The organism is Pseudomonas sp. UBA1879 (assembly GCF_002338065.1).
In the GTDB taxonomy this organism is placed as follows: Bacteria; Pseudomonadota; Gammaproteobacteria; order Pseudomonadales; family Pseudomonadaceae; genus Aquipseudomonas.
On record NZ_DDHJ01000014.1, the window covers coordinates 261,766 to 287,701 of the forward strand.

General features: G+C 58.8%; 24 protein-coding genes. 9 read left to right on the top strand and 15 right to left on the bottom strand.

Translation table 11 applies throughout. The features are described 5' to 3' along the window. Positions 1–63 precede the first annotated feature (63 nt). Both B3N48_RS14635 and B3N48_RS14640 read left to right on the top strand, forming a co-directional pair. Complete coding sequence (locus tag B3N48_RS14635; RefSeq protein WP_296184836.1) at positions 64–2,706, top strand: MGH1-like glycoside hydrolase domain-containing protein; 2,643 nt, start codon at positions 64–66, stop codon at positions 2,704–2,706. Positions 2,707–2,774: 68 nt separating this feature from the next. Continuing rightward, on the top strand, positions 2,775–3,962 hold the full coding sequence (locus tag B3N48_RS14640) for an MFS transporter (protein ID WP_296184839.1): 1,188 nt from the start codon (positions 2,775–2,777) through the stop codon (positions 3,960–3,962). A 183-nt stretch (positions 3,963–4,145) separates the two neighbouring features. On the opposite strand, the gene B3N48_RS14645 is transcribed toward B3N48_RS14640, so the two are convergent. Genes B3N48_RS14645 through glyQ form a run of 4 tightly spaced genes read right to left on the bottom strand, consistent with a single transcriptional unit; the run spans position 4,146 to position 8,539 of the window. After that, positions 4,146–4,916, bottom strand: coding sequence for a lysophospholipid acyltransferase family protein (locus B3N48_RS14645; protein ID WP_296184840.1), 771 nt, complete (start codon positions 4,914–4,916; stop codon positions 4,146–4,148). 56 nt (positions 4,917–4,972) lie between these two features. After that, positions 4,973–5,524, bottom strand: a complete 552-nt coding sequence (gene gmhB / locus B3N48_RS14650; RefSeq protein WP_296184841.1) for a D-glycero-beta-D-manno-heptose 1,7-bisphosphate 7-phosphatase — start codon at positions 5,522–5,524, stop codon at positions 4,973–4,975. Between the two features lie 16 nt (positions 5,525–5,540). Next, a complete protein-coding gene (glyS, locus tag B3N48_RS14655; RefSeq protein WP_296184843.1) occupies positions 5,541–7,595 on the bottom strand; it encodes a glycine--tRNA ligase subunit beta in 2,055 nt (684 codons plus the stop codon). Next, positions 7,592–8,539, bottom strand: a complete 948-nt coding sequence (gene glyQ, locus B3N48_RS14660; protein ID WP_296184845.1) for a glycine--tRNA ligase subunit alpha — start codon at positions 8,537–8,539, stop codon at positions 7,592–7,594. Before glyQ ends, glyS begins: the two co-directional genes overlap by 4 nt. Positions 8,540–8,621: 82 nt before the next feature. Here glyQ and B3N48_RS14665 point away from each other — a divergent pair, with 82 nt between their 5' ends. Then, positions 8,622–9,173, top strand: coding sequence for a DNA-3-methyladenine glycosylase I (locus B3N48_RS14665; RefSeq protein WP_296184847.1), 552 nt, complete (start codon positions 8,622–8,624; stop codon positions 9,171–9,173). A 241-nt stretch (positions 9,174–9,414) separates the two neighbouring features. Further along, positions 9,415–10,302 (top strand): lysophospholipid acyltransferase, encoded by an 888-nt coding sequence (locus tag B3N48_RS14670; RefSeq protein WP_296184850.1) that lies wholly within the window; start codon positions 9,415–9,417, stop codon positions 10,300–10,302. A gap of 233 nt (positions 10,303–10,535) precedes the next feature. Here B3N48_RS14670 and B3N48_RS14675 read toward each other — a convergent pair whose 3' ends face one another. The 9 genes from B3N48_RS14675 to def all read right to left on the bottom strand — a co-directional run bounded on the left by B3N48_RS14675 (position 10,536) and on the right by def (position 18,825). Further along, entirely contained in the window at positions 10,536–11,156 is a 621-nt protein-coding gene (locus B3N48_RS14675) for a GAD-like domain-containing protein (protein WP_296184852.1), read from the bottom strand. Between the two features lie 33 nt (positions 11,157–11,189). Continuing rightward, on the bottom strand, positions 11,190–11,807 hold the full coding sequence (locus B3N48_RS14680) for a GAD-like domain-containing protein (RefSeq protein ID WP_296184856.1): 618 nt from the start codon (positions 11,805–11,807) through the stop codon (positions 11,190–11,192). 88 nt (positions 11,808–11,895) lie between these two features. After that, entirely contained in the window at positions 11,896–12,513 is a 618-nt protein-coding gene (locus B3N48_RS14685) for a GAD-like domain-containing protein (RefSeq protein ID WP_296184859.1), read from the bottom strand. Positions 12,514–12,522: 9 nt separating this feature from the next. Continuing rightward, on the bottom strand, positions 12,523–13,863 hold the full coding sequence (locus B3N48_RS14690; protein WP_296184860.1) for a DUF6861 domain-containing protein: 1,341 nt from the start codon (positions 13,861–13,863) through the stop codon (positions 12,523–12,525). Between the two features lie 253 nt (positions 13,864–14,116). Next, a complete protein-coding gene (locus tag B3N48_RS14695; RefSeq protein WP_296184863.1) occupies positions 14,117–14,428 on the bottom strand; it encodes a tetratricopeptide repeat protein in 312 nt (103 codons plus the stop codon). A 10-nt stretch (positions 14,429–14,438) separates the two neighbouring features. Beyond that, the gene (gene trkA / locus B3N48_RS14700) at positions 14,439–15,812 is read right to left on the bottom strand and encodes a Trk system potassium transporter TrkA (RefSeq protein WP_296184866.1); all 1,374 of its coding nucleotides are present in this window, start codon (positions 15,810–15,812) and stop codon (positions 14,439–14,441) included. A gap of 173 nt (positions 15,813–15,985) precedes the next feature. After that, positions 15,986–17,305 (bottom strand): 16S rRNA (cytosine(967)-C(5))-methyltransferase RsmB, encoded by a 1,320-nt coding sequence (gene rsmB / locus B3N48_RS14705; protein WP_296184868.1) that lies wholly within the window; start codon positions 17,303–17,305, stop codon positions 15,986–15,988. Then, positions 17,302–18,261: a methionyl-tRNA formyltransferase gene (gene fmt / locus B3N48_RS14710; RefSeq protein ID WP_296184869.1), complete on the bottom strand. Its 960-nt coding sequence runs from the start codon at positions 18,259–18,261 to the stop codon at positions 17,302–17,304. The genes rsmB and fmt overlap by 4 nt, the downstream gene beginning before the upstream one ends. Before the next feature lie 57 nt (positions 18,262–18,318). Beyond that, on the bottom strand, positions 18,319–18,825 hold the full coding sequence (gene def / locus B3N48_RS14715) for a peptide deformylase (protein WP_296184870.1): 507 nt from the start codon (positions 18,823–18,825) through the stop codon (positions 18,319–18,321). A gap of 148 nt (positions 18,826–18,973) precedes the next feature. Between def and B3N48_RS14720 the strand changes: the two genes are divergently transcribed. The 3 genes from B3N48_RS14720 to B3N48_RS14730 all read left to right on the top strand — a co-directional run bounded on the left by B3N48_RS14720 (position 18,974) and on the right by B3N48_RS14730 (position 21,834). Further along, positions 18,974–19,999: a LysM peptidoglycan-binding domain-containing protein gene (locus B3N48_RS14720; RefSeq protein ID WP_296184872.1), complete on the top strand. Its 1,026-nt coding sequence runs from the start codon at positions 18,974–18,976 to the stop codon at positions 19,997–19,999. A 125-nt stretch (positions 20,000–20,124) separates the two neighbouring features. Further along, positions 20,125–21,237, top strand: coding sequence for a DNA-processing protein DprA (dprA, locus tag B3N48_RS14725; RefSeq protein ID WP_296184873.1), 1,113 nt, complete (start codon positions 20,125–20,127; stop codon positions 21,235–21,237). Between the two features lie 39 nt (positions 21,238–21,276). Next, a complete protein-coding gene (locus B3N48_RS14730; protein WP_296184875.1) occupies positions 21,277–21,834 on the top strand; it encodes an L-threonylcarbamoyladenylate synthase in 558 nt (185 codons plus the stop codon). 90 nt (positions 21,835–21,924) lie between these two features. Here the strand turns inward: B3N48_RS14730 and B3N48_RS14735 are convergent, their stop codons facing one another. Further along, the gene (locus B3N48_RS14735) at positions 21,925–22,902 is read right to left on the bottom strand and encodes an NADPH:quinone reductase (protein WP_296184878.1); all 978 of its coding nucleotides are present in this window, start codon (positions 22,900–22,902) and stop codon (positions 21,925–21,927) included. Positions 22,903–23,130: 228 nt separating this feature from the next. Between B3N48_RS14735 and hemF the strand changes: the two genes are divergently transcribed. Both hemF and aroE read left to right on the top strand, forming a co-directional pair. Next, positions 23,131–24,048 (top strand): oxygen-dependent coproporphyrinogen oxidase, encoded by a 918-nt coding sequence (gene hemF, locus B3N48_RS14740; RefSeq protein ID WP_296184881.1) that lies wholly within the window; start codon positions 23,131–23,133, stop codon positions 24,046–24,048. Positions 24,049–24,050: 2 nt separating this feature from the next. Further along, positions 24,051–24,878, top strand: coding sequence for a shikimate dehydrogenase (gene aroE / locus B3N48_RS14745; protein ID WP_296184882.1), 828 nt, complete (start codon positions 24,051–24,053; stop codon positions 24,876–24,878). A gap of 96 nt (positions 24,879–24,974) precedes the next feature. On the opposite strand, the gene choX is transcribed toward aroE, so the two are convergent. Further along, positions 24,975–25,904, bottom strand: a complete 930-nt coding sequence (gene choX / locus B3N48_RS14750) for a choline ABC transporter substrate-binding protein (RefSeq protein WP_296184884.1) — start codon at positions 25,902–25,904, stop codon at positions 24,975–24,977. Positions 25,905–25,936: the final 32 nt, after the last annotated feature.

The following is a 25,936-nucleotide window of genomic DNA, read 5'->3' on the forward strand; positions in this document are numbered from 1 at the left end:
TAGATTCCTCTGCACTGAGCGCCGGTTTCAGCCGTTTCCACGGCGTTAACCCTGGAAGTGAACATGCCTGCCGACTCTGCCAATACGACATATCTGAACACTACCGAAGGCTTACGACTACAAGGCCAGGGCGCCGAGCAGTGGCGAGAATGGGACCCTTACCTCAGTGACCGGCAATGGGGTACGGTGCGTGAGGACTACAGCGCAGACGGCGCGGCGTGGGATTTTTTCCCCCACGACCATGCCCGCAGCCGGGTCTATCGCTGGGGTGAGGATGGGCTGGCAGGGTTCTCCGACAAGGCGCAACACTGGTGCCTCGGGCTGGCGCTGTGGAACGAGCGCGACCCCATCCTCAAGGAGCGGTTGTTCGGTCTCAATAATGCTGAAGGCAACCACGGCGAAGACGTGAAGGAGCTGTATTTCCATGTCGATGGCGTGCCGAGTCATGCCTACATGCGCATGCTCTACAAATACCCCCATGCGGCATTTCCCTACAGTGATCTGGTTGAGGAGAACGGCCGTCGGGGTCTGGACGATCCCGAATACGAAGTGCTCGACACCGGGGTGTTCAACGACAATCACTACTTCGATGTCAGCATCGAATACGCCAAGCACACGCCTGACGACATCTTCATGCGGGTCACCGTGGTCAACCGCTCGGATCAACCGGCGCGTCTGCATGTCCTGCCGCAGCTTTGGGCGCGGGACATCTGGAGCTGGGGCGATGAGGTCGAGCGCCCTGCCCTGTCGCGTGTGGATAAGGTGATTATCGCCCGGCATCCGATGGAGCCTGTGAGGGAAGCCACGGCCTGGGGACACGACTCCGCAGAGTGGGTCTTTTGCGAGAACCGCACCAACGCGCCGAAGCTGTTCGGGCATCCTGCGGCCGGGCCGTTCAAAGATGGCATCAACGATTGGCTGACCGGCGCAAATCCCGAGGCGATACGCCGAGACGCAGGCACCAAGGCTGCCGCGCATTTCATCCTGACGTTGGAAGCTGGCGCGTCCCACGCGGTGTACCTGCGGTTCGCGCCTGCCGGTTCAGCCCATGTGAATGCCCGCGCGCTCTTCGATGAGCGTCGCAAGGAGGCCGACGAATTCTATGGCGCCTTGCAGCACAAGCTGGAAGACGCCGATGCCCGCAACGTTCAGCGTCAGGCGTTGGCCGGGTTGCTTTGGTCGAAGCAGCTGTATTACTTCGACGTTAAAGCCTGGCTCGCTGGGGATCCGGGACTGCCTCCGTTGCCCGAAGGGCGTTCGCGCATCCGCAATAACCAATGGCGACACCTGTGCAATTTCGACATTGTCTCGATGCCGGACAAATGGGAGTACCCGTGGTATGCGTCGTGGGACCTGGCGTTTCAAGCCGTGGCGTTCGCCTTGATCGACGTCGATTTCGCCAAGGACCAGTTGCTGCTGTTGGTCAAAGACCGCTTCATGCACCCCAACGGACAGTTACCCGCTTACGAGTGGCGCTTCGACGATGCGAACCCGCCGGTGCACGCATGGGCGTCGTGGCGGGTGTATCAGATTGAAAAGGCGCAGAACGGTCAGGGCGATCGAGCGTTTCTGGAAAAAGTGTTCCACAAGCTGCTGCTCAATTTCTCGTGGTGGGTCAATCGCAAGGACGCCGAGGGCCACAACATCTTTCAGGGCGGGTTCCTTGGGCTCGACAACATTGGCCTGTTCGACCGCTCGGCCGCACTCGCCCCCGGTTACCAACTCGATCAGGCCGACGGCACCGCGTGGGTCGCCGGTTACGCCCTGGACTTGATGCGCATCGCGCTCGAGTTGGCGCAGCACAACGAGGTGTACATCGACATAGCGGTGAAGTTTTTCGAGCACTTCCTGTACATCGCGGGGGCCATCAACGAAGTCGACCAGGATGAAATCGAAGGGCTGTGGAACGATCAGGACGGCTTTTTCTACGACGTGCTGCACCGACCCGATGGCCTACGTGAGTCCGTGAAGCTGCGATCCTTCGTCGGCCTTATCCCGCTGTTTGCCGTGCGCGTGCTGGAACAACGCGAGCATGAAGGGCTAAAAGGGCTGCGTGAGCGATTGCTGGGTTTCCTGCACCATCGGCCTGACCTGGCTGCGCTGGTTTCCCGCTGGACCGAGCCCGGCAAAGGCAACCGGTTGCTGCTGGCGCTGTTGCGCGGCCAACGCACCAAAGACCTGATCAAGCGCATGCTCGATGAGAGCGAATTTCTTTCGCCTTACGGCATCCGCTCCCTGTCTCGCTACTATGGCGAGGTGCCGTTCAGCATGCAGATCAACGGCAACACGCTGTCGGCGGATTACGAACCGGCGGAGTCGAACTCCCGTCTGTTCGGCGGCAACTCCAACTGGCGCGGACCCGTGTGGATGCCGCTTAACTACATGCTGATCGAATCGCTGCGCGAGTTTCATCGCTACTACGGGGAGAAATTTTCCGTCGAATACCCGACTGGTTCCGGATATCTGGCATCGCTTGATGAAGTGGCTGACGGACTGAGCCAGCGCATAAACAGACTTTTCCTACGCGACGACGCCGGCAACCGGCCTTCCATGGCCGGTTATCCACTGCTTGAAATAGATCCGGAAAGTCGGGATCTTGTGCTGTTCCACGAATACTTCCACGGCGAAAATGGCCGAGGCCTCGGGGCTTCGCATCAAACGGGCTGGAGCGCGCTGGTGGCCCTTTTGCTTCAACCGAAGGCATAAACTCGCCGACTTATTTAGCGGGGCACGCTGTATCAGGACAAGGACGGGGTTAAAGGAGCGGTAACCGGATGTCGTTTCGTAAATACCAGAAAGTGCTGGCCATCCCTCGGGTGCTGCCAGCGACGCTGTTCATGTTCGTGGCGGGACTGCCGCTGACGATCATGACCCTCACCCTCAGCTTGCATGTGCTGAATGAAATGGGGCGCAGTTATTTCGATGCCGGGGTGGTCGCGACTGCCACGGCGTTGGGGTTTGCCGTGGGCTCGCCGTTGTTGGGGCGCATGATGGATCGTCATGGCCTGCGCCCGGTGGTCGCGATCTGTGGAACGTTGTCGACGCTGGCATGGGTTCTGCTGCCGTTGGTCAATTACGCGCTGTTCGTGGCACTGGCCTTTGCGGCCGGGGTGTTCACCATCCCGACAGGCTCCCTGTCCCGGCAATTCGTCGCCAGCCTGGTGCCGGAAGATCAGCGTCGCCCGGCCTATTCGCTGAATACCATGCTCATGGAACTCTCTTTCGTGATCACGCCTGCGGTGGGCATTCTGCTGATCACCACCTATTCCGCTACGGCGACGCTGGTGGGCATCGGTGTGTGGCGCGCCTTTTCCTACATCGCGCTCTACGTGCTGAACTGGCCGATGCGCAACGTCGACGAAGTCGCTCGCGACCAAGATGCCGTCCAGCTTAAATGGCGGGAGTGGCTGAGTCTCCGGCTGGTCGGTGTATTGCTGGTCAGTGCTGGAGCGCTGTTCGTGCTGTTTGGCACTGAGCTGGCACTGATTGCGGTATTGCGAGAAAACGGCGAAATCGCGTTCACGGGTTATGTCATCGCCGCGATGTCTGTCGCTTCGATCGCGGGCGGCTACGTCCACGGCATCGTTCACCGATCCTGGTCACTCATGCGGCTGGCCGTGACCATGAGCCTTTTACTGCTGCCGGTGGCGTTTTTCGATCAGGTTTGGTGGGGGCTGTTACTGGCGTTGTTGCCGACCAACCTGCTGTGCACGCCGACATTGGCCGCTAGTTCAGAGGCCGTGGCAGAGCTTGCCCCAGCCAGTGTGCGAGGCCAGGTGATAGGGTTGCAGGACTCGGCAAACAGGTTGGGTCAAACACTGTCCATGCCTCTGGTTGGATACGCCATCGACACGTTATCGCCTGCCACGGGGTTCGTTGCGGCCGCCTGCGGAGGTCTGGTTTTGATCGGAATGGCAGCGCTTTGCAATCTGCGGATATCAGCACCGCCTCAGCGCGCTTAGAAACGACATCGGTCTTGGCGGGGAAGGCTCAAGACCGGTGTTTTCAAGCGTCTGCACTGCCTGTCATAAAAACTTATGCACGTTTTTGGTCCAATCATCGCGACCGGAAATAAGCAATAAAATCAGATATTTACGGTCGATTATCAGGAATCTCACACATTCGGTGCACAGGTTATCCACAATTCACGCCGGTGATTTTTCCGGTGTGGGCGCAGGCATGACCGGGGAGCCCATTGCCCGCTGCGTGGCCTCGTTCCAGGCGGAAACCCGGTCATTCAGCGCGGCAATCGCACGAGGGCCAATGCCTTCGGCATACATGGGCTCACCGATGACCACTTCGATGGTCCCTGGCTTTTTGCCCCAGCCTTCTTTCGGCCAGTACCGGCCCGCGTTATGGGCGACGGGCAGCACCGGCAACTCCGCGTTCACGGCCATGGCCGAGCCACTGCGCGAGAACTTGCCGATTTGCCCATAAGGCACCCGCGTCCCTTCCGGGAAGATCAACACCCACACGCCGTCCTTGAGCAGCTCGTCGCCTTTCTTGGCCACCACCTTCAGCGCAGCCTTGGGGTTGTTGCGATCGATGGCAATGGGACGAAGCATCGCCATTGCCCAACCGAAGAACGGCACGTAGAGCAGTTCGCGCTTGAGGACCTGACTCAACGGCTGGAAATGCGCGGACAGGAAGAACGTTTCCCACGTGCTCTGGTGATTGGAGACGATCACGCATGGCGTCTTTGGCACGTTTTCCTGGCCAGTGACGTTGACTTTGATGTTAAGGAACACCTTCGTCAGCCAGACCGCACAGCGACACCAATACACGTTGATGAAGCGATAACGCGCGCGGAAAGGCAGGAAGGGCGCAACGAAGAAACTCAGCGAACACCACAGCAGGGCAGTGGTGCCCAGCAGCAGGTAAAAGACAAAGATCCTGATGGCCTGCACTGTCGACATAGCTGCTTTTACCGTTACGGGCAGTGCCCGGATTGAGCGTGTCGTTGAACGACCGGTCAGTCGTTCGTTGATGCGCTGTTGTGAATAAGTTCTGCGGCAACCGCCGCCAGATCGTCAAAAATCAACGTTCCTGCGGGCAACGGGTTGCTCTGCGTCTTGTGTCCTTTGCCCGTCATGACCAGAACAGGTTGAGAGTCGACGGCCACCGCCGCCTCCAGGTCACCCTTGCTGTCACCGACGAACCAGATTCCGCGAAGATCCACGGCGTAATGGCTGGCGATATTGCGCAGCATGCCCGGCTTGGGCTTGCGGCAATCGCACCCGGCGTCCGGGCCATGGGGGCAATAAACGATCAGACCGACCTCACCGCCCTGCTCCGCCACCAGTTCGCGCAAACGCGCGTGCATGGCGTCCAGCGTGGCGAGATCGTAATAACCGCGAGCGATGCCGGACTGGTTGGTGGCAATTGCCACCGTCCAGCCGGCCTTGCTTAACTGCGCGATGGCCTCGATCGAGCCGGGAATCGGAATCCACTCCTGCACCGACTTGATGTAGGCGTCGGAGTCTTCGTTGATCACTCCGTCCCGATCGAGAATCAGCAGCTTCAAATCATGTACTCCAGCGTTAGCCCAGCAGAGAAATGTCAGCGACACCCAGGAACAGGTTGCGCAGACGCGCCAGCAGCGCATAACGGTTGGCGCGCACACTGGCGTCTTCGGCGTTGACCATCACGGCCTCGAAGAAGGCGTCCACCGGCTCGCGCAGCGCTGCCAGACGGGCCAGCGCTTCGTTGTACTGACGGTTCGCCGACATTGGCGCGACAGCCTGGTCTGCCTGCTGAATCGCCGAGTACAGCGAGAACTCGTTGGCGTTGTCGAAATACTTCGGCTCGACGGTTTGGGCGATGCTGCCCTCGGCTTTGCCCAACAGGTTCGACACGCGCTTGTTCACGGCGGCCAGTGCAGCGGCTTCCGGCAACTTGCGGAACGCCTGGACGGCTTGCACGCGCTGATCGAAGTCCAGCGCCGAACCCGGCTGCAGGGCACGGACCGACAGGTAGACCGACACGTCGACGCCTTCGTCTTCGTAGCGTGCGCGCAGGCGGTCGAAGATGAACTCCAGCACTTGCTCGGCCAGACCGGCCGGTTTGACCTTCGCGCCAAACTGAGTGACAGCGAATTGCACGGTCTTGATCAGGTCCAGGTCCAGCTTCTTCTCGATCAGAATCCGCAGGATGCCCAACGCTGCGCGACGCAGTGCGTACGGGTCTTTGCTGCCCGTTGGCAACATGCCAATGCCGAAAATACCGACCAGGGTGTCGAGCTTGTCCGCGATGGCCACCGCAGCACCGGTCAGGGTGCTTGGCAGTTCGGCGCCTGCGCCACGGGGCATGTACTGCTCGTTCAGCGCCAGTGCGACGTCTTCCGGCTCGCCATCGGCCAGCGCGTAGTAGTAACCCGCGACACCCTGCATTTCCGGGAATTCGCCGACCATCTCAGTCGCCAGGTCGCATTTGGACAGAAGACCGGCACGGCCCGCGCGCTGGGCGTCGCCACCAATGCGTGGCGCGATGAACGCCGCCAGCTTCGACACGCGCTCGGCCTTGTCGAACACGGTGCCCAGCTGCGCCTGGAACACGACGTTCTGCAAGCGCTGATTGAAGGTTTCCAGCTTCTGCTTCTTGTCCTGCTTGAAGAAGAACTCGGCGTCGGTCAAGCGCGGGCGAACGACTTTCTCGTTACCCAAGACAATCTGCGACGGATCTTTGCTTTCGACGTTGGCGACCGTAATGAAGCGCGGCAGCAGCTTGCCGTCGGCGTCCAGCAGGCAGAAATATTTCTGGTTGTCCTGCATGGTGGTGATCAAAGCTTCTTGCGGCACTTCGAGGAAACGCTCTTCAAACGAGCACACCAGCGGCACCGGCCACTCGACCAGCGCGGTCACTTCGTCCAACAACGCGGGCGGCACGATGGCAGTGCCTTCGTGCTGGGTCGCCAATTCGTCGACACGCTTGCTGATCAGCGCGCGGCGCTCGTTGAAATCAGCCAGCACGTGAGCGGCGCGCAGATCGCTGGCGTAATTGACTGGCGAAGTGATGCGTACGCTGTCCGGATGATGGAAACGGTGGCCACGGGACTCACGGCCTGCGGTTTGCGCGAGGATCGTGCAATCGATGACCTGTTCACCGAACAGCATCACCAGCCATTGGGTCGGACGCACGAATTCTTCCTTGCGCGCACCCCAGCGCATGCGCTTCGGGATCGGCAGGTCGTTCAATGAGTCTTCAACGATGGTCGGCAGCAGGCTGGCGGTCGGCTTACCGGCGATGCTCTGGCTGTAACGCAGTTTCGGACCGCTCTGATCGATTTCGCTCAGATCGACACCGCACTTCTTGGCAAAGCCCAGTGCAGCTTGGGTCGGGTTGCCATCGGCGTCGAACGCGGCCTGCCGTGGCGGGCCATCCAGATTGACGCTGCGATCGGGCTGTTGAGTGGCGAGCTCGGTGATCAGCACCGCCAGACGACGGGGTGCGGCATACACCTGCTTGGCGCTGTAGGTCAGGCCTGCGGCTTGCAGGCCTTTTTCGATACCGGCCAGAAACGCGTCGGCCAGGGTGTTCAGTGCTTTGGGTGGCAGTTCTTCGGTGCCCAATTCAACCAGGAAATCGTGAGCACTCATTGTGCAGCCTCCAGCTTCGCCAACACTTCATCGCGGATATCAGGTGCGGCCATCGGGAAGCCAAGCTTGGCCCGGGCCATCAGGTACGCCTGGGCGACAGAGCGAGCCAGGGTGCGTACGCGCAGGATGTATTGCTGGCGTGCGGTCACGGAAATAGCGCGACGGGCATCCAGCAGGTTGAAGGTGTGCGAGGCCTTGAGGACCATTTCGTAGCTCGGCAGCGGCAGCTCGGCGTCGATCAGACGTACCGCTTCACCTTCGTAGAAGTCGAACAGTTCGAACAGTTTGTCGACGTTGGCGTGTTCGAAGTTGTAGGTCGATTGTTCCACTTCGTTCTGGTGGAACACATCGCCGTAGGTCACTTTGCCGAACGGGCCGTCGGTCCAGACCAGGTCATAGACCGATTCAACGCCTTGCAGGTACATCGCCAGCCGTTCGAGGCCATAGGTGATTTCGCCGGTGACCGGGTAGCACTCGATACCGCCGACTTGCTGGAAGTAGGTGAACTGCGAAACTTCCATGCCGTTGAGCCAGATTTCCCAACCCAGGCCCCAGGCGCCGAGGGTTGGCGATTCCCAGTTGTCTTCGACGAAGCGCACGTCGTGGACAAGCGGGTCGAGGCCGACGTGTTTCAGCGAGCCGAGGTACAGCTCCTGGAAGTTGTCCGGGTTGGGTTTCAGAACCACCTGGAACTGATAGTAGTGCTGCAGGCGGTTGGGGTTTTCGCCGTAACGGCCATCGGTAGGACGACGGCTCGGTTGTACGTAGGCGGCGTTCCAGGTTTCCGGGCCGACGGCGCGCAGAAACGTGGCAGTGTGGAATGTGCCGGCGCCCACTTCCATATCGTAGGGCTGAAGTACCACACAACCTTGCTCGGCCCAGTATTGCTGGAGGGCGAGGATCAAGTCTTGGAAGGTACGCACGGCTGGCGTAGGCTGGCTCACGAAATTCACCTGTACTGGGGGGCTGCGATTTAAAGAGCGGGAGTATACCCGATTCGGCAGCGCCTCCACCCTTGGGAGCCCTATGCCACGCTGCTTTTGGTGCAACGAAGAGCCGATTTACATGGACTACCACGACCAAGAGTGGGGTGTGCCGTTGCGCGACGCGCAGAAGCTGTTCGAGTTTCTCTTGCTCGAAGGGTTCCAGGCCGGCCTGTCGTGGATCACCATTTTGAAGAAACGCGCCCGCTACCGCGAAGTGCTGTTCGACTTCGACGCACGACGGATCGCGGCCATGACCGACAGTGAAATCGAAGCGTTGATGCTGGAACCGGGCATCGTGCGCAATCGCCTGAAACTCAACGCCGCACGCAAGAACGCTCAAGCCTGGTTGCGCCTTGAAGACCCGGTGGCGTTCGTCTGGTCCTTCGTGGGCGGGCACCCAAGAATCAATCACTTCAAAGACCGCAGCGAAGTGCCGGCGATCACCCCTGAAGCCGAAGCCATGAGCAAAGCCTTGAAGAAAGCCGGGTTCACTTTTGTCGGCCCGACCATTTGTTACGCCTATATGCAGGCGACCGGGATGGTGATGGACCACACGACCGATTGTGATCGCTATGCGCAGCTTTCTCGCTGATGGCAGAGATCTACTGTGGGAGCCGGCTTGCTGGCGAAAGCGGCGTGTCAGTCGCTTAATGTTTAGCTGATTCACCGCATTCGCCAGCAAGCCGGCTCCCACGCCTGCGGCAGAAGCGAGACCGCGTCTATTGATAAACCAGGCCATTGACCGTTGACCTCCACCATAGAATCTCCCACACGGGTCCGCGTTGCTTGCAGGAGTGGTTACAATGCCCGCCTCATCGATTCAGGAGTGATCTGTGGATAAGTTCAAAGGCGCCATGATGGTCGGGGCGTTGCGGTTGTTCGCGTTGTTGCCGTGGCGCGCCGTGCAATGGGTGGGCACCGGCATTGGCTGGCTGATGTGGAAGCTGCCCAATCGCTCGCGCGAAGTTGCGCGGATCAACCTTTCCAAATGTTTTCCCGAGCTGGGCCCCGCCGAGCTTGAGGCGTTGGTCGGTCGCAGTCTGATGGACATCGGCAAGACCCTGACCGAAAGCGCCTGTGCGTGGATCTGGCCTGCGCAAAAATCGATCAATCTGGTGCGCGAAGTCGAAGGCTTGCAGGTGCTGAAAGACGCGTTGGCCTCCGGCAAAGGGGTGGTCGGCATCACCAGCCATCTCGGCAACTGGGAAGTGCTGAACCACTTCTATTGCAGCCAGTGCAACCCCATCATTTTCTATCGCCCGCCGAAGCTGAAAGCGGTCGATGAACTGCTGCGCAAGCAGCGCGTGCAATTGGGCAACCGCGTAGCCGCGTCGACCAAGGAAGGCATTCTCAGCGTCATTAAAGAAGTGCGCAAAGGCGGCTCGGTGGGGATTCCCGCCGACCCGGAGCCCGCAGAGTCGGCAGGTATTTTCGTGCCGTTCTGCGGGACCGTGGCGCTGACCAGCAAGTTCGTACCAAACATGCTGGCGGGCGGCAAAGCGGTCGGCGTGTTCCTGCACGCGATGCGCCTGGAAGATGGCTCGGGTTACAAAGTGGTTCTGGAAGCCGCGCCGGACGACATGTACAGCACCGACACCGAAACCTCGGCGGCGGCGATGAGCAAGGTTGTGGAGAAATACGTGCGCGCGTATCCGAGCCAGTACATGTGGACCATGAAGCGCTTCAAGAAGCGGCCGGAGGGTGAGAAGCGCTGGTATTAGGGACTTTCGCGATTACCTGTAGGAGCGCGGCTTGTCCCGCGAGCGGCGACGCAGTCGTCGTAAAGTCTACAAATGCGGTCTGACTGATCCACCGCACGTGTCGAATTTACTGCCGCTTCGCAGCAGGTCGCGGGACAAGCCGCGCTCCTACAATTTGTCAGATCAGCCGGCTGAGCTTCTTCAAGAACACCGTCATTTCCATACAGGCCTGTTCGTTCGAACAAGCCTCCCTCCTAACTATCTAAAAAGCTGTAAGGCTGAAGTTCTGCTATGTGTGAAAGCAAGATCAAATGCTCGACCGTTTTTTCTTTTTCAAGGTGTTCAAGAGTGTCCGGCCCGCCAAGCATTAATGCCGGAACGAAGCCATACATTTCGTCGTGACGCAAAGTGCCGAGCTTTTTCTTTACTGGTTCAAACAATTCTCCATAATTATCATCCCCTCTATTTCTGGTCAGCAGGAAGTTTTGCAACTGCTTATCCATTTGCTCTTCGCCTAGGGTCGAGTAAAAGTCCACGTATTTAGATAAGATGCTGGTTATATCAAGAGACGCCCCGGTTTTTTCGCCCCACAGATATAAATCGCCAAAAGCACTTCGCGCGATCAGGTGATAAGTATCAAATTTTTCAAATTGGGTTCCGCGTATCCAAGAGGCGACTACTCCTTCATATTCCTGCGGATTGACCAACCAAAAAATCCCTCCGCCGTAGCCGCACCAACCATGTTCGGCCCAATACTTTAAAAGTAGTTCAGGAAGTTTTCCCCGATAGCGTTCAATGCTCGAAAGAGGTACCTCCTGCCGATCAGTCTGACCGCCGAACTCTTCCAGAAACGATGTAAATACTTCATCTGTCATTGTTCGGCCTGCCTTTTCACCTAACCTTTCCGTCTAAATATCTGAAAAACTATAAGGTTGAAGCTCGGTGATTTGTGAAAGCAGGGTCAAATGCTCCACTGCTTTCACTTTTTCAAGATGATCGAGAGTGTCCTGCCCGCCCAGCATCAATGCGGGAACGAAGCCGTACATTTCATCATGACGCAGCATGCCGAGCTTTTGTTTTGCGGGTTTAAAGAGATTGCCGAAGTCGTTGGAGTCTACGTTTCTAGATAAAAGAAAGCCTTGTAGCGCTTTATCCATGCCATGACTTTTTATTTCCAAATCATTCACTACGTACCTAGAAACAACGCTTTCTATTTTAAGCGAATATCCAGTTTTTTCACCCCAGAGATAGAGGCTGCCAAATGCGCCTCGGGCTATGATATGGTATTTGTCACGTCGCTCAAGATAAGTTCCCTCGAGCCACGAAGCGACTACGCCTTCGTACTCTTGTGGATTAACTAACCAAAAAATCCCTTCACCGTAACCGCACCAACTTTGTTCGGCCCAGTATGAAAGAAGCTGGTTTGGTAATTTCCCTTTATATTGATCGATGGTCGACGCGGGCACCTCTTGTCGATCGATTGGCTCACCGAATTTTTCTAGAAATCTAGCGAATACTCTATCCATCTATCTCGCCTTCTCAGTTAACATTTATGCATATTTACATTGGGGCTCCTCGTCGCTCCCAGGGCTGTTCGTTTCTAAAAACTCTTTCCTAATTATCTGAAAAGCTATAAGGTTGAAGTTCTGTTATCTGCGAAAGCAACATCAAATGCTCGACCGTTTTTACTTTTTCAAGGTGCTCAAGAGTGTCCGGGCCACCCAGCATAAATGCTGGAACGAAACCATATATTTCGTCATGACGTAATTTGCCAAGCTTCTTCTTGGCAGGTTTGAAAAGGTCACCAAAGTCGTCGGAATCTAGATTCCTAGATAAGAAAAATCCTTGTAACTCCCTATCCATGCCATCATCTGCGATTTCAAAGTTACTAATTACGCATCTTGAAACCACGCTTGCTATCTTAAGTGAATGCCCAGTTTTTTCACCCCACAGATACAAGTCGCCGAAGGCACTGCGAGCAATCACGTGGTACTTGTCACGGTTTTCAAGAGAAGTCCCTTCTAGCCAAGAAGCAACTACGCCATCGTACTCCTGGGGATTTACCGTCCAGAAAATTCCATCCCCGTAACCACACCAGCCGTGTTCGGCCCAATATTCAAGAAGCAGATTAGGCAGCTTCCCCTTGTACCGTTCTATGCTGGATAGAGGTACCTCCCGGCGGTCAACTTCGCCACCAAATGTCTCCAAAAATATTGAAAATATCTCGTCCATTTTTACTCCTTAACATTTGTGAAGTTTTACGTTGAGCATCGTCTGCCCTTGCGCATATTTTGGCACCTTTTCCGCAGCAGACCTTAAATTTTCTATTTTTTTCCTCCATTGAGCGCCAATACTAGAGTTGACCTGTTTGTCACCAAAGTCCGCAATAATATCCCTCCCGCCGGCACTTAAGTCAGGATTATGCAAGCCTGCAAGGGTCGACATGGTCTCCATTGCTTTTTTCAGGCCTTCTGCCTTTGCTTCTTTTGGACTCATGGTCTGCAAAAAGTCATTTTGAAAACGCTCTTGCAATTTGTTTCGTAAGTTCCTTCTAGCAAATGCGGCAGCCGTCTTGCTCCGCTTCACCGGATTAGCAATATTCTCCAGATACTCGTCCACCGTCAGCCGATTCAATCCGTCTTCCTGCCCTTTCAATTGGCGTTCGAACTCGCCCATTTTAGAGGCAGGCATTTTGTCCGCCTTGAAGCACTCTACTTCATGACGAGGCATGGTGTTGGGTTTGCTTTTGGGAGGCTCGTCGTCTTTGCCTGGACGGCGAGGCGGTGGGGGCTCTTGTGGGCCGGTTGCACCTCGGCGGGGGTGTGACGTCTGTAGATCGGGTCTTTTTTTCAGCGCGTCTTCATGCTTGAGCATCCATTCACCCAAGCGCGCGCCTTTGGTACTGGCGCGCATTTCCTGGGCCAGAACACCGGCGTGACTTCGGCCTCGCGTGAGATAGTCCACGATTGCGCCCAGTAGCAAGACGGCAACCTCCACATGTCCCAATGCGATCTGGTGCACTGCGTTTCCCTGAGCGGTCGGGTCATCCTGGCTGTACGGACTTAATCCTTCATCTCCTCGTGTGCCTTCCCAAGAGAGACATATGCCGTTTAGGTAATAGTCGCCGATGGCAGGCAAACCCTCGATGAAGAACTCGGCAGTGGACGCTAGCCCTAATATCCCCAGTATCCAAGTGCTGACGTGTAAGCCCATCGCGGCCCCTGCCGCGCCGAGCGGGACAGCGCCCACGCCACCGGCAAAGGCGCCTATGCCCGCGCCAATGGCTCCGCCGGTTAAAACGCTGCCCGCCACGATCATCGCCATTTGGGTGACGACACCCAGTAACTCTTGAAGGATGCTGTTTATATCGAGATCGGAGAAACGCTGCCTCAAAAGATCGCCAGCGCGCCATTCAGCATGGATGAATGCGGTTCTGAGGTTATGGATACGGCGAATATTAAGAGAAGCTGACGCTACATATTCATTGAGGTGAGTGCGAAAGTCCGCCCCTGATTGATAACCTATCTCATGGGTTATGCGGTCTTCTATCTCCTGCCATGAGGGCACTTTCCCTAAGAACATCCCATGTCTCCCTGACACTGTATTTGGGGCTGCCCGGATTATGATTAGAAATAAAAGATAAAATCAACAGGTGGAAGTGTCTATCGCGTTCAGCAGAATATGAGTGTTCACCATTGGCTTAGTTTTTATACTTCTTGTAAACGTAATAAACGCGATGTTTTAAATACTATAAACACTGAATATACCAGCAGCAATAAGAGAGCGCCGCTTCTCGCCCGGGAATCGATCGCGAGCACGCTCGCTTATACGTTTACTATCCTTTGCGATCCAGCTTCTTCATAAACACCGTCATTTCCTTCTCGGCCTGTTTATCACCATGGCCGACCGCCGCTTGAATCCCCTGTTCCCACGCCTGGCGAGCCTTCGCGTTATCCCCTGAAGCGAGCCATGCCTTGCCCAATAGCTTCCAAGCAGCCGAATACTTGGGGTCGAATTCGACGCAGCGTTGCAAGTGCTCAACCGCGCTGGTCGAATCGCCAGCATCCAGATAACCCTTCCCCAGCCCGAAGCGCAGTAGCGCATTGTCCATGCCCTTGGCGAGCATCTTTTCCAGTGATTCGAGCATGTCGCCCCCCTTAGAAAAAGCTCAACCCCACCTGAAACAGCCGTTCCACGTCGCGAATGTACTTCTTGTCCACGAGGAACATGATGACGTGGTCGCCAGACTCGATGACCGTGCTGTCATGGGCGATCAAAACGCGATCGGCTCGGGTGATCGCGCCAATCGTGGTGCCGGGCGGCAGGTTGATGTGCATGATCGCCTTGCCAATGACCTTGCTCGACTTGGCATCGCCATGGGCTACGATTTCGATCGCTTCTGCCGCACCGCGTCGTAGCGAGTGGACACTGACGATATCGCCGCGCCGCACGTGGGCCAGTAGGGTGCCGATGGTCGCCAGCTGCGGGCTGACGGCGATGTCGATTTCGCCGCCCTGCACCAGATCGACATAGGCCGTGTTGTTGATGATGGTCATGACCTTCTTCGCACCTAGCCGCTTGGCCAGCAGCGACGACATGATGTTGGCCTCGTCGTCGTTGGTCAGCGCCAGGAACAGGTCGGCGTTGTCGATGTTCTCTTCCACCAGCAGATCGCGGTCCGATGAACTGCCCTGCAGGATCACCGTGTTATCGAGGGTGTCCGATAGGTAGCGACAGCGCGCCGGGTTCATCTCGATGATTTTTACCTGGTAGCGGTGTTCAATGGCCTCGGCCAGCCGCTCGCCAATCTGCCCACCCCCGGCAATGACGATGCGCTTGTAGCTGACATCCAGCTTGCGCATTTCGCCCATCACGGCGCGAATGTCCGCCTTGGCAGCGATGAAAAAGACTTCGTCTTCGGCTTCGATCACCGTATCGCCTTGGGGAATGATCGGACGGTCTCGACGGAAAATGGCCGCGACCCGTGTGTCGACTTCCGGCATGTGCGCCCGCAATTGACGCAGCTGCTGCCCCACCAACGGCCCGCCGTAATAGGCTTTCACGGCCACCAATTGCACCTTGCCTTCGGCGAAGTCGATGACCTGCAGGGCGCTTGGGTATTCGATCAGGCGCTTGATGTAATTGGTGACGACCTGCTCGGGGCTGATCAGCACGTCTACCGGAATGGCGTCGTTATCGAACAGTCCGGCTCGGGTCAGGTACGCCGATTCGCGCACGCGGGCGATCTTGGTCGGGGTGTGAAAGAGGGTGTAAGCGACCTGGCAGGCGACCATGTTGGTTTCGTCGCTGCTGGTCACGGCCACCAGCATGTCGGCGTCGTCGGCACCGGCCTGACGCAGCACGGTGGGAAACGAGCCACGGCCCTGAATGGTGCGAATGTCCAGTCGGTCGCCCAGTGCTCGCAGGCGCTCCGCATCGGTGTCCACGACAGTGATGTCATTGGCCTCACTGGCCAGATGCTCCGCCAGCGTGCCGCCCACTTGGCCTGCACCGAGAATGATGATTTTCAATCAGTCTCTCCTTGAAATTTCCGCACCGCTGATCCCTGTAGGAGCGTGGCTTGTCCCGCGATCGGCGGGGAACCCGTCGTGAAGTCAGTGCACGCGGTGTGTCTGACATGGCCAATGCGTCTGGATTTGCGACTGCTTCGCAGTCGATCGCGGGACAAGCCGCGCTCCTACAGTTAGCTCGCAGAAATCTTGATCAACTTTGCGTAATAAAATCCGTCATGGCCGCCTTCCTGGGCTAGCAACTGCCGACCATGCGGCTGTTTCAAGCCTGGTGGCGGATTACCCTGTTGACCGGCGATGTCCAGTTCCCGAGCGCCCGGCGTGCGCGCGAGGAAGGCGCCGATCACTTCGGTGTTTTCAGTCGGCAGCGTCGAACAGGTGGCGTACAGCAAGATCCCGCCGACTTGCAGGGTTGGCCACAGCGCGTCGAGCAGCTCACCTTGCAGCGTCGCCAAGGCCGGGATGTCGTCGGCCTGACGGGTCAGTTTGATGTCCGGGTGACGACGAATCACACCGGTCGCCGAACACGGGGCGTCGAGAAGAATGCGCTGGAACGGCTTGCCGTCCCACCATTGATCCGTCGCGCGCGCGTCGGCAGCGATGAGTTCGGCACTCAGGCCGAGCCGATCGAGGTTCTCTTTGACCCGGACCATGCGTTTGGCTTCCAGATCTACCGCGACGACCCCGGACAAGCCCGATTGCACTTCCAGCAGGTGGCAGGTCTTGCCTCCCGGCGCGCAGCACGCGTCGAGCACGCGTTGGCCAGGCGCCAACTCCAGCAGGTCGGCGGCCAGTTGCGCAGCTTCGTCCTGAACGCTGATCCAGCCGTCTGCGAATCCCGGCAACGAGCGAACATCGCCCGGTTCGGCCAGCACGATCCCGTCCTGACTGAACGCACTGCCGGTCGCCGCGATCCCGGCGTCGTGCAGCAGTTGCAGGTAGTCGGCGCGCGTTTTGTGGCGGCGGTTGACTCGCAGAATCATCGGCGGATGCGCATTGTTCGCCGCGCAGATGGCTTCCCAGTGTTCAGGCCATGCAGCCTTCAAGGCTTTTTGCAGCCAGCGCGGATGGGCAGTGCGTACGACCGGGTCATGTTCCAGTTCGGTCAACAGCGCTTCGCCTTCACGCTGGGCACGGCGCAGCACGGCATTGAGCAAGGCTTTGGCCCACGGTTTCTTCAGCTTGTCGGCGCACCCAACCGTTTCGCCAATGGCCGCGTGAGCAGGGATGCGCGAATAGAACAGCTGATAAAGGCCTACCAGCAGCAGCGCCTGAACGTCGTTATCAGCAGCCTTGAACGGCTTTTGCAGCAGCTTGGCCGCCAGCGCTGACAGCCGCGGCTCCCAGCGGGCCGTGCCGAACGCCAGGTCTTGGGTCAGGCCGCGATCACGATCATCGACCTTGTCCAGTTGCGCGGGCAGCGAACTGTTCAGCGAGGCTTTCCCACTGAGCACAGCAGCCAAAGCCTTGGCGGCGGCCAGACGCGGGTTCATGGTGCGTCAACCGAGAGACCCAAAACGGTCCCGGTCGCGAATTTCTCGCGACGGCTGTTGAACAGGTCTGCGAAACCCAGGGGCTTGCCACCCGGCAGCTGCAGACGGGTCAGGCGCAGCGCCTGTTGTCCACAGGCCACGATCAGGCCTTCCTTGCTGGCGCTCAGAATCGTGCCCGGTGCGCCCTGGCCTTCGGTAACCTGCGCCGCCAGCACTTTCAAGGCTTCGCCGTTGAGGGTGCTGTGGCAGATCGGCCACGGGTTGAAGGCCCGTACCAGGCGCTCCAGTTCATTAGCCGGACGCGACCAGTCGATGCGCGCTTCATCTTTATTCAGTTTGTGTGCGTAGGTTGCGAGGCTGTCGTCCTGCACTTCGCCGATCAGAGTGCCCTCTGCCAAACCGGCAATGGCCTGCACCACGGCAACCGGGCCGAGCTCGGCCAGACGGTCATGCAAGGTGCCGCCGGTGTCTTCGCTGGTGATCGGTGTGACGGCCTTGAGCAGCATTGGGCCGGTGTCCAACCCTGCTTCCATGCGCATCACGGTGACGCCACTCTCGGCATCACCCGCTTCCACGGCGCGCTGGATCGGCGCCGCTCCACGCCAGCGCGGCAGCAACGAGGCATGGCTGTTGATGCAACCGAGACGCGGAATGTCGAGGACCGCTTGTGGGAGGATCAGGCCGTAGGCGACGACCACCAGCAGATCGGGCTTGAGCGCCGCCAGTTCGGCCTGTGCCTCGGGAGCGCGCAGGGTCGGCGGTTGCAGCACGGCAATATCATGTTGCAGAGCGAGTTGCTTGACCGGGCTTGGCATCAGCTTTTGGCCACGACCCGCCGGACGATCGGGCTGGGTGTAGACCGCGATCACTTCATAGGGGCTGTCGAGCAGGGCTTTGAGGTGTTCAGCGGCGAATTCCGGGGTGCCGGCGAAGACGATGCGCAGTGGCTCAGTCATGGGCTTCTCGTTGTGTAAAAAGAAAAGGCCTCAGCAAGAGGCCTTTTGGGTGAGGGATCAAGCGTTCTGCTTATGCTGTTTTTCCAGCTTTTTCTTGATCCGGTCACGCTTGAGCGTGGACAGGTAATCGACGAACAGCTTGCCGTTCAAATGATCGCATTCGTGCTGAATGCATACGGCCAGCAGGCCTTCGGCGATCAACTCATAAGGTTGACCGTCGCGGTCCAGCGCCTTGACCCTGACCCGTTGCGGACGATCGACGTTCTCGTAGAAACCGGGAACGGACAGACAGCCTTCCTGGTACTGATCCATCTCGTCGGTCAGCGGCTCAAGCTCAGGGTTGATGAAAACACGAGGTTCGCTGCGATCTTCCGAGAGATCCATTACAACGACGCGCTTGTGTACGTTAACCTGCGTCGCGGCCAGACCGATGCCAGGCGCTTCGTACATGGTTTCAAACATGTCGTCGACCAACTGGCGAATGCCGTCGTCCACGGCAACCACCGGCTTGGCGAGGGTGCGCAGGCGCGAATCGGGAAATTCGAGAATGTTTAAAATGGCCATATACGTAAGGGCTGCACTTGTAGGGTAAATTCAGGATCGGCTGCTAGGCTTGGGAACGTCACACGACAAGCGGGCAGCCCTTGTAAAACCGAAGTCTCGCAAGACTCAATGTTTCACGCGAAGCCAACATGATAAAGGGATTCACCGCATGAGGAAATCACTACTCGCCCTGCTGCTGTTGGCCGCGACAGGCCTTGTCCAGGCGCAAGTACAACTCAGGGAAGGCCATCCAGAGCGTTACACCGTTGTCGCCGGCGACACGCTTTGGGACATTTCCGGCAAGTTTCTGAACCAGCCATGGAAATGGCCGCAGCTCTGGAGAGCCAATCCGCAGGTTCACGACCCGGATCTGATCTACCCTGGCGACACCCTCACGCTGATCTACGTGGACGGCCAGCCGAGGATCGTTGCCAGCCGTGGCGAGTCTCGCGGGACCATCAAATTGTCACCGCGTGTGCGCAGCACGCCGATTGCCGACGCGATTCCGACTATTCCGCTGGGCGCGATCAACGCGTTTTTGCTGAACAACCGCATCATCGACACCCCTGAAGAGTTCGAGACGGCCCCGTACATCGTCGCGGGTAATGGCGAGCGCGTGCTCAGTGGCGCGGGGGATCGCATCTACGCCCGTGGCGTCTTCAGCCCGGACCACGTGTCGTATGGCGTGTTCCGCAAGGGCAAGACCTACTTTGATCCTGAAACCAACGTGCCGCTGGGCATCAACGCCGACGATATCGGCAGCGGCGAGCTTGTGGCCGCCGAAGGGGATGTCGGCACGCTGCAAATGCAGCGCTCCACTCAAGAAGTTCGCCTGGGCGATCGTCTGTTCATCAGCGAAGAGCGTGCAATCAACTCGACGTTCGTGCCGAGCGAACCGCAGCAGGAAATCCGCGGCACGATCATTGATGTGCCACGTGGGGTGACGCAGATTGGCGAGTTCGACGTCGTGACGCTGGATCGCGGAAAGATGGAAGGCCTGGCCGAAGGTAACGTGCTTGCGATCTACAAGGCAGGCGAAACCGTGCGTGACCGCATCACAGGCGAGCAAGTGAAGATTCCTGACGAGCGTGCCGGGTTGCTGATGGTGTTCCGCACTTACAACCACCTCAGCTACGGCATGGTGCTGCACGCGAATCGATCTTTGGCGGTGAGCGACCGAGTGCGCAATCCGTAATCCTATGTATCAGCTCTAAAACACTTTTTTCCACCGGCATGCTTCACTTATCTAAACGTTGTCAACAGAGTTATCCACAGGTTAGCCCGGCTCTATGAGGTGGGCGCCGGGTCAAGGAAGATCTCATGCCGATGTTCGAAAAAGTGGGGCAGTCGCCAGCCGAACTGGAGGCGCGCCTGCGCCTTCATCGCTTGCCTGAAATCGGGGGCAAGCGGTTCCAGACCCTCATCAATGCTTTTGGCAGCGCCTCGGCTGCCCTCAGCGCGCCAGCCTCCGCATGGCGTTCCCTGCGCCTTCCCGCGATCAGTGCCGATGCCCGACGTGATCCGACCGTGCGCGATGGTGCCAGCGCTGCATTGGCCTGGCTAGAGCGTCCGGACCAGCATTTACTGATGTGGGACGACCCTGATTACCCTGCCCTGCTGGCGGAGATTCCCGATCCGCCTCCGCTGTTATTCGTTGCGGGCAATCGCGCTTTGCTTGACCGTCCGCAGCTGGGAATGGTCGGCAGTCGACGCGCTTCCCGGCCAGCTCTGGACACCGCTGCAGCGTTTGCGCGAAGCCTGGCCGGCGCCGGATTCGTCGTCACCAGCGGATTGGCCCTGGGCATCGATGGGGCCGCGCACCAAGGCGCTTTGGACGTGAAAGGTGCCACCATCGGTGTGCTGGGAACAGGTATCGAAAAACTTTATCCACAGCGGCATCGACAGCTGGCGACGAACATCGTGGCGCAGGGAGGTGCGCTCGTTTCGGAGCTGCCGCTGGATGCCGAGCCTCATGCCAGCAATTTCCCCCGTCGAAACAGGATCATCAGCGGCCTGTCGCTTGGGGTGCTGGTTGTCGAGGCAAGCGTCGCCAGTGGATCGCTGATCACAGCGCGACTGGCGGCCGAGCAAGGTCGCGAGGTGTACGCCATTCCGGGGTCGATTCATCATCCCGGCGCCCGAGGCTGTCACCAGCTGATTCGTGAAGGTGCCACGCTGGTCGAGACTGTTGACCACATCCTGGAGGGCTTGCAGGGCTGGAAGAATCTGGCGGCTGACCTAGGCCCGGCCGATGCAGTGACGACCCCTGCTCATCCTTTGTTGGCACTGCTACATGCCGCGCCACACACCAGCGAAGCGCTGGCCGTCAGCATCGGTTGGCCGTTGCCGAAAGTGCTGGTGGCGCTGACCGAGCTTGAACTGGACGGCAGCGTGACCTGTGAAGCGGGACGATGGTTTGCCCGGGCGCGCTGAGGTTAAACTGCCCATCAGCGTTTATTCGGAGAGCGAGCGATGGTCAGCAGTTGGCGTGTGCAACAAGCCGCACAAGAGATCCGTGCCGGAGCGGTGATTGCCTACCCAACCGAAGCGGTCTGGGGCCTGGGCTGTGATCCGTGGGATGTCGAGGCGGTGTATCGTTTGTTGGCGATCAAGGCGCGGCCAGTGGAAAAAGGCCTGATCCTGATTGCCGACAACATCCGTCAGTTCGATTTCCTGTTCGAAGATTTCCCCGAGCTGTGGATCGACCGCATGGCCAGCACTTGGCCGGGCCCGAATACGTGGCTGGTGCCCCATCAGGGGCTGTTGCCTGACTGGATCACCGGGGGGCGCGAAACCGTGGCCCTGCGAGTGAGCGACCATCCGCAAGTCCGCGAACTCTGCGCGCTGACCGGCCCTATCGTGTCCACCTCCGCCAACCCCACCGGCCGCCCGGCCGCCCGCTCCCGCTTGCGGATCGAGCAGTATTTTCATGGGCAATTGGACATGGTCTTGAATGGCGCACTCGGCGGCCGTCGCAATCCCAGTGTGATTCGGGATCTGGTGACGGCTGAGGTGATGAGGGCGGGCTGAGGCAATTCGCTGATGGTGCTGATCGTTCCCACGCCCTGCGTGGGACTGATCAAGGAAGGAACGTGGAGTCCGCCACGTTCCGTGCAATCTTTACGGCACCAGAATGATCGACCCGGTGGTGCGCCGACCCGACAGGTCGGTGTGCGCTTGGGCGGCGTCTTTCAGGGCGTATTGCTTGATGTTGTCGACCTTCACCTTGCCACTGCTGACCATCGCGAACACTTCGTCTGCCATCGCCTGCAAGGTTTCGAGACTGTTGGCATAGGAGCCCAGCGTCGGACGGGTCACGTACAGCGAGCCCTTCTGCGCCAGAATTCCCAGGTTCACGCCCGACACCGCGCCCGAGGCATTGCCGAAACTGACCAGCAGCCCGCGAAGTTCCAGGCAGTCCAGCGAGGTCTCCCACGTGTCTTTGCCGACGCCGTCGTACACCACCGAGACTTTCTTGCCGTCCGTCAGCTCCAGTACTCGCTTCGCTACGTCTTCCTTGCTGTAGTCGATCACTTCCCAAGCCCCGTTGGCCTTAGCGATAGCGGCCTTCTCCGGGGAGCTGACAGTGCCGATCAGCTTCACACCAAGCGCTGCAGCCCATTGGCAGGCAATCGAGCCTACGCCACCCGCCGCAGCATGAAACAGAATGATTTCTTCGGGACGAATTTCGTACGTCTGACGGAACAGGTACTGCACGGTCAGGCCCTTGAGCATGATCGCGGCGGCCTGTTCAAAGCTGATGTCGTCCGGCAGCTTCACCACGTTCGCGCCTTGCGTCAGGTGCAGGTCCGCGTAGCTGCCCAGTGGGCCGGTGCCGTAGCCGACTCGGTCACCGACTTTAACGTGAGTGACCTCGCTACCGACCGCTTCGACTACGCCCGCCCCCTCGTTGCCCAAGCCTGACGGCATCGACGCTACCGGATACAGGCCCGTTCGGAAGTAGGTCTCAATGAAGTTGACGCCAATCGCTTTGTTGCGCACGACGACTTCCTTGGGGCCCGGTTTTGCCGGTTCGAAATCGACATACTCAAGGACTTCAGGGCCGCCGTGGCTGCGGAACTGGATACGCTTTGCCATTTGCTTTCTCCGTCATGGATCGAAACTGCGGGATCAGAACTGCGAGTGCGAAAGGGCCCTATCGGACTCCTTCGTTTGGACTTCGTCAACTGCGGCAGCGCGCCAGCCGGTGTATGCTACGCGCCACTTTCAGGAGGTCTTTCGCGCCTGCTTTGTCATCGTCGAATGCAGACGGCCCACGAAACGACGCTCAACAATACCGGTTACACGTTACTTCAAGGTACGCCCATGTCCTCACGCACCGATGCCGTCAAAGCCTACCTGCTCGATCTGCAAGACCGGATCTGCACCGCGCTGGCCCATGAAGACGGCAGCGGCCGCTTCGTCGAAGACGCCTGGGAGCGTCCAGCGGGCGGTGGCGGTCGCACCCGCGTGATCGAGAACGGCGACGTTTTCGAAAAAGGCGGGGTCAACTTTTCCCATGTGTTCGGCGCCGGCTTGCCGCCCTCCGCCAGTGCTCACCGCCCGGAACTCGCGGGTCGCGGTTTCGAGGCGCTAGGCGTGTCGCTGGTCATGCACCCGCACAACCCACATGTTCCGACCTCCCACGCCAACGTGCGTTTCTTTATCGCCGAAAAAGAAGGTGAAGAGCCGGTCTGGTGGTTCGGTGGCGGGTTCGACCTCACCCCGTATTACGGCGTCGAAGAAGACTGCGTCCATTGGCACCGCGTTGCCGAGCAGGCTTGCGCGCCGTTTGGCGCGGACGTCTACCCGCGTTACAAAGCCTGGTGCGATCGTTACTTCCACATCAAGCACCGCAACGAACCGCGCGGCGTCGGTGGCCTGTTTTTCGATGACCTGAACGAGTGGGATTTCGACACCAGCTTCGCGTTCCTGCGCGCGATTGGTGACGCTTTCGTCAATGCGTACTTGCCCATTGTTCAGCGCCGCAAAGCCACGCCGTTTACGCCGCAACAGCGCGAGTTTCAGGAATTCCGCCGCGGCCGTTACGTGGAGTTCAACCTGGTGTACGACCGCGGCACGCTGTTCGGCCTGCAATCGGGTGGGCGAACGGAGTCGATTCTTATGTCGCTGCCGCCACAAGTGCGCTGGGGCTATGACTGGAAAGCCGCGCCAGGCAGCGAAGAAGCGCGTCTGACCGAGTATTTCCTGCAAGACCGCGACTGGCTGGCCGAGGGGGCCTGAGCATGACTGATCACTACGTTGTCTTCGGCAACCCCATCGCTCACAGTAAATCGCCGTTGATCCATCGCCTGTTCGCCGAACAGACGGGGGAATCGCTGGACTATCAAACGGCGCTGGCGCCACTCGACAACTTCCCGGCGTTCGCCAGGCAGTTCTTCGTGACGGGCCGGGGCGCCAACGTCACGGTGCCTTTCAAGGAGGAGGCTTATCGCCTGGCGGATCAACTGACCGAGCGTGGCCGTCGCGCGGGGGCCGTGAATACCCTGGCGCGGCAAGCGGATGGCAGCTTGCTCGGCGACAACACCGATGGCGCCGGTCTGGTGCGGGATCTGACGGTGAATCACGGCGTCGAGCTCAAAGACAAGCGCATCCTGTTGCTGGGGGCTGGCGGCGCGGTGCGGGGCGCGCTGGCGCCTTTGCTCGCAGAAGAGCCTTATGTGCTGGTCATCGCCAATCGTACGGTCGAGAAAGCCGAGCAGCTGGCGAAGGAGTTCGCCGAATTGGGACCGGTTCTGCCTGCAGGGTATGACTGGCTGGAAGAGCCGTTCGACGTGATCATCAACGCCACGTCAGCGAGCCTGGCGGGTGAATTGCCGCCGATTGCGCCAAGTCTGATTCAGCCGGGCGAAACCTTTTGCTACGACATGATGTACGGCAAAGAGCCGACGGCGTTCTGCCGTTGGGCGACCGAGCATCAGGCCGGGCAGGCAGTGGATGGGTTGGGCATGCTGGTGGAACAAGCGGCAGAGGCGTTCTACGTGTGGCGCGGGGTGCGTCCAAATTCAGCGCCAGTGCTCGCGGAACTGCGGCGGTTGATGGCGCAGAGCTGACGCTCAAATTCATGTGGGAGCCGGCTTGCTGCGGCCGGCTCCCACGGGGTTTGCGCACACCTGCAGGAGTGAGCTTGCTCGCGATGCCTTTCAGCTTTAAAGCTTGGCTTTCACGGCCGCCAGCGCATCTTTGCCGTCGAGGGTTTTCACGCCGTCGAGCCATTTTTCAAGCACGGCAGGGTTGGCTTTGACCCACGCTTTCACCGCGTCGGCGTTGCTGATTTTCTTGCTGTCCACGTCCTGCATGATGCTGTTTTCCATGTCCTGCGTGAACGTCAGGTTGAAGAACAGTTTGGCCACGTTCGGGCACGCGTCGGCGTAGCCTTTGCGGGTCACGGTGTAAACGCTGCCGGTGTCGCCGAAGTATTTCTCGCCGCCCTTCAGGTAATGCATGCCCGCGATCTGCACGTTCATCGGGTGCGGGGTCCAGCCGAGGAAGACCACGAAGTCTTTCTTCTTCACGTTACGCTTCACTTCGGCCAACATCGCCTGCTCGCTGGATTCGACCAGCTTCCAGTCGCCCAGGTCGAATTCGTTCTTCTTGATGATTTCCTGAATCGACGCGTTGGCCGGAGCCCCCGAACCGATGCCGTAGATCTTCTTGTGAAATTTGTCGGCGAATTTGTTCAGGTCGGCAAAATTGTGCACGCCTGCGTCGTAGACGTAGTCCGGAACCGCGAGGGTGAATTCGGTGCCCTCCAGATTCTTCGCGTATTGGGTCACGTCCCCCGTGGCGATGAACTTGTCATAGAACCCCTGCTGCGCTGGCATCCAGTTGCCCAGGAAAACGTCCATCTGACCGTCCTTGAGGCCACCATAGGCAATCGGCACTGCCAGCGTATCGACCTTGGCCTTGTAACCCATGCCGTCGAGCAAAAAGCCCGCTGTGGCATTGGTTGCAGCGATGTCGCTCCAACCCGGATCGGCCATCTTGACCGTACTGCAGCTTGCAGCGTCCGCGGCGTATGCAACGACGCTCCCTAAACTCATCACCGCAACCGCCAGCGTCGTGAACAACTTCTTCATGGTGTGCCCCTTCTTGGTTTTCTAGGTGTTGG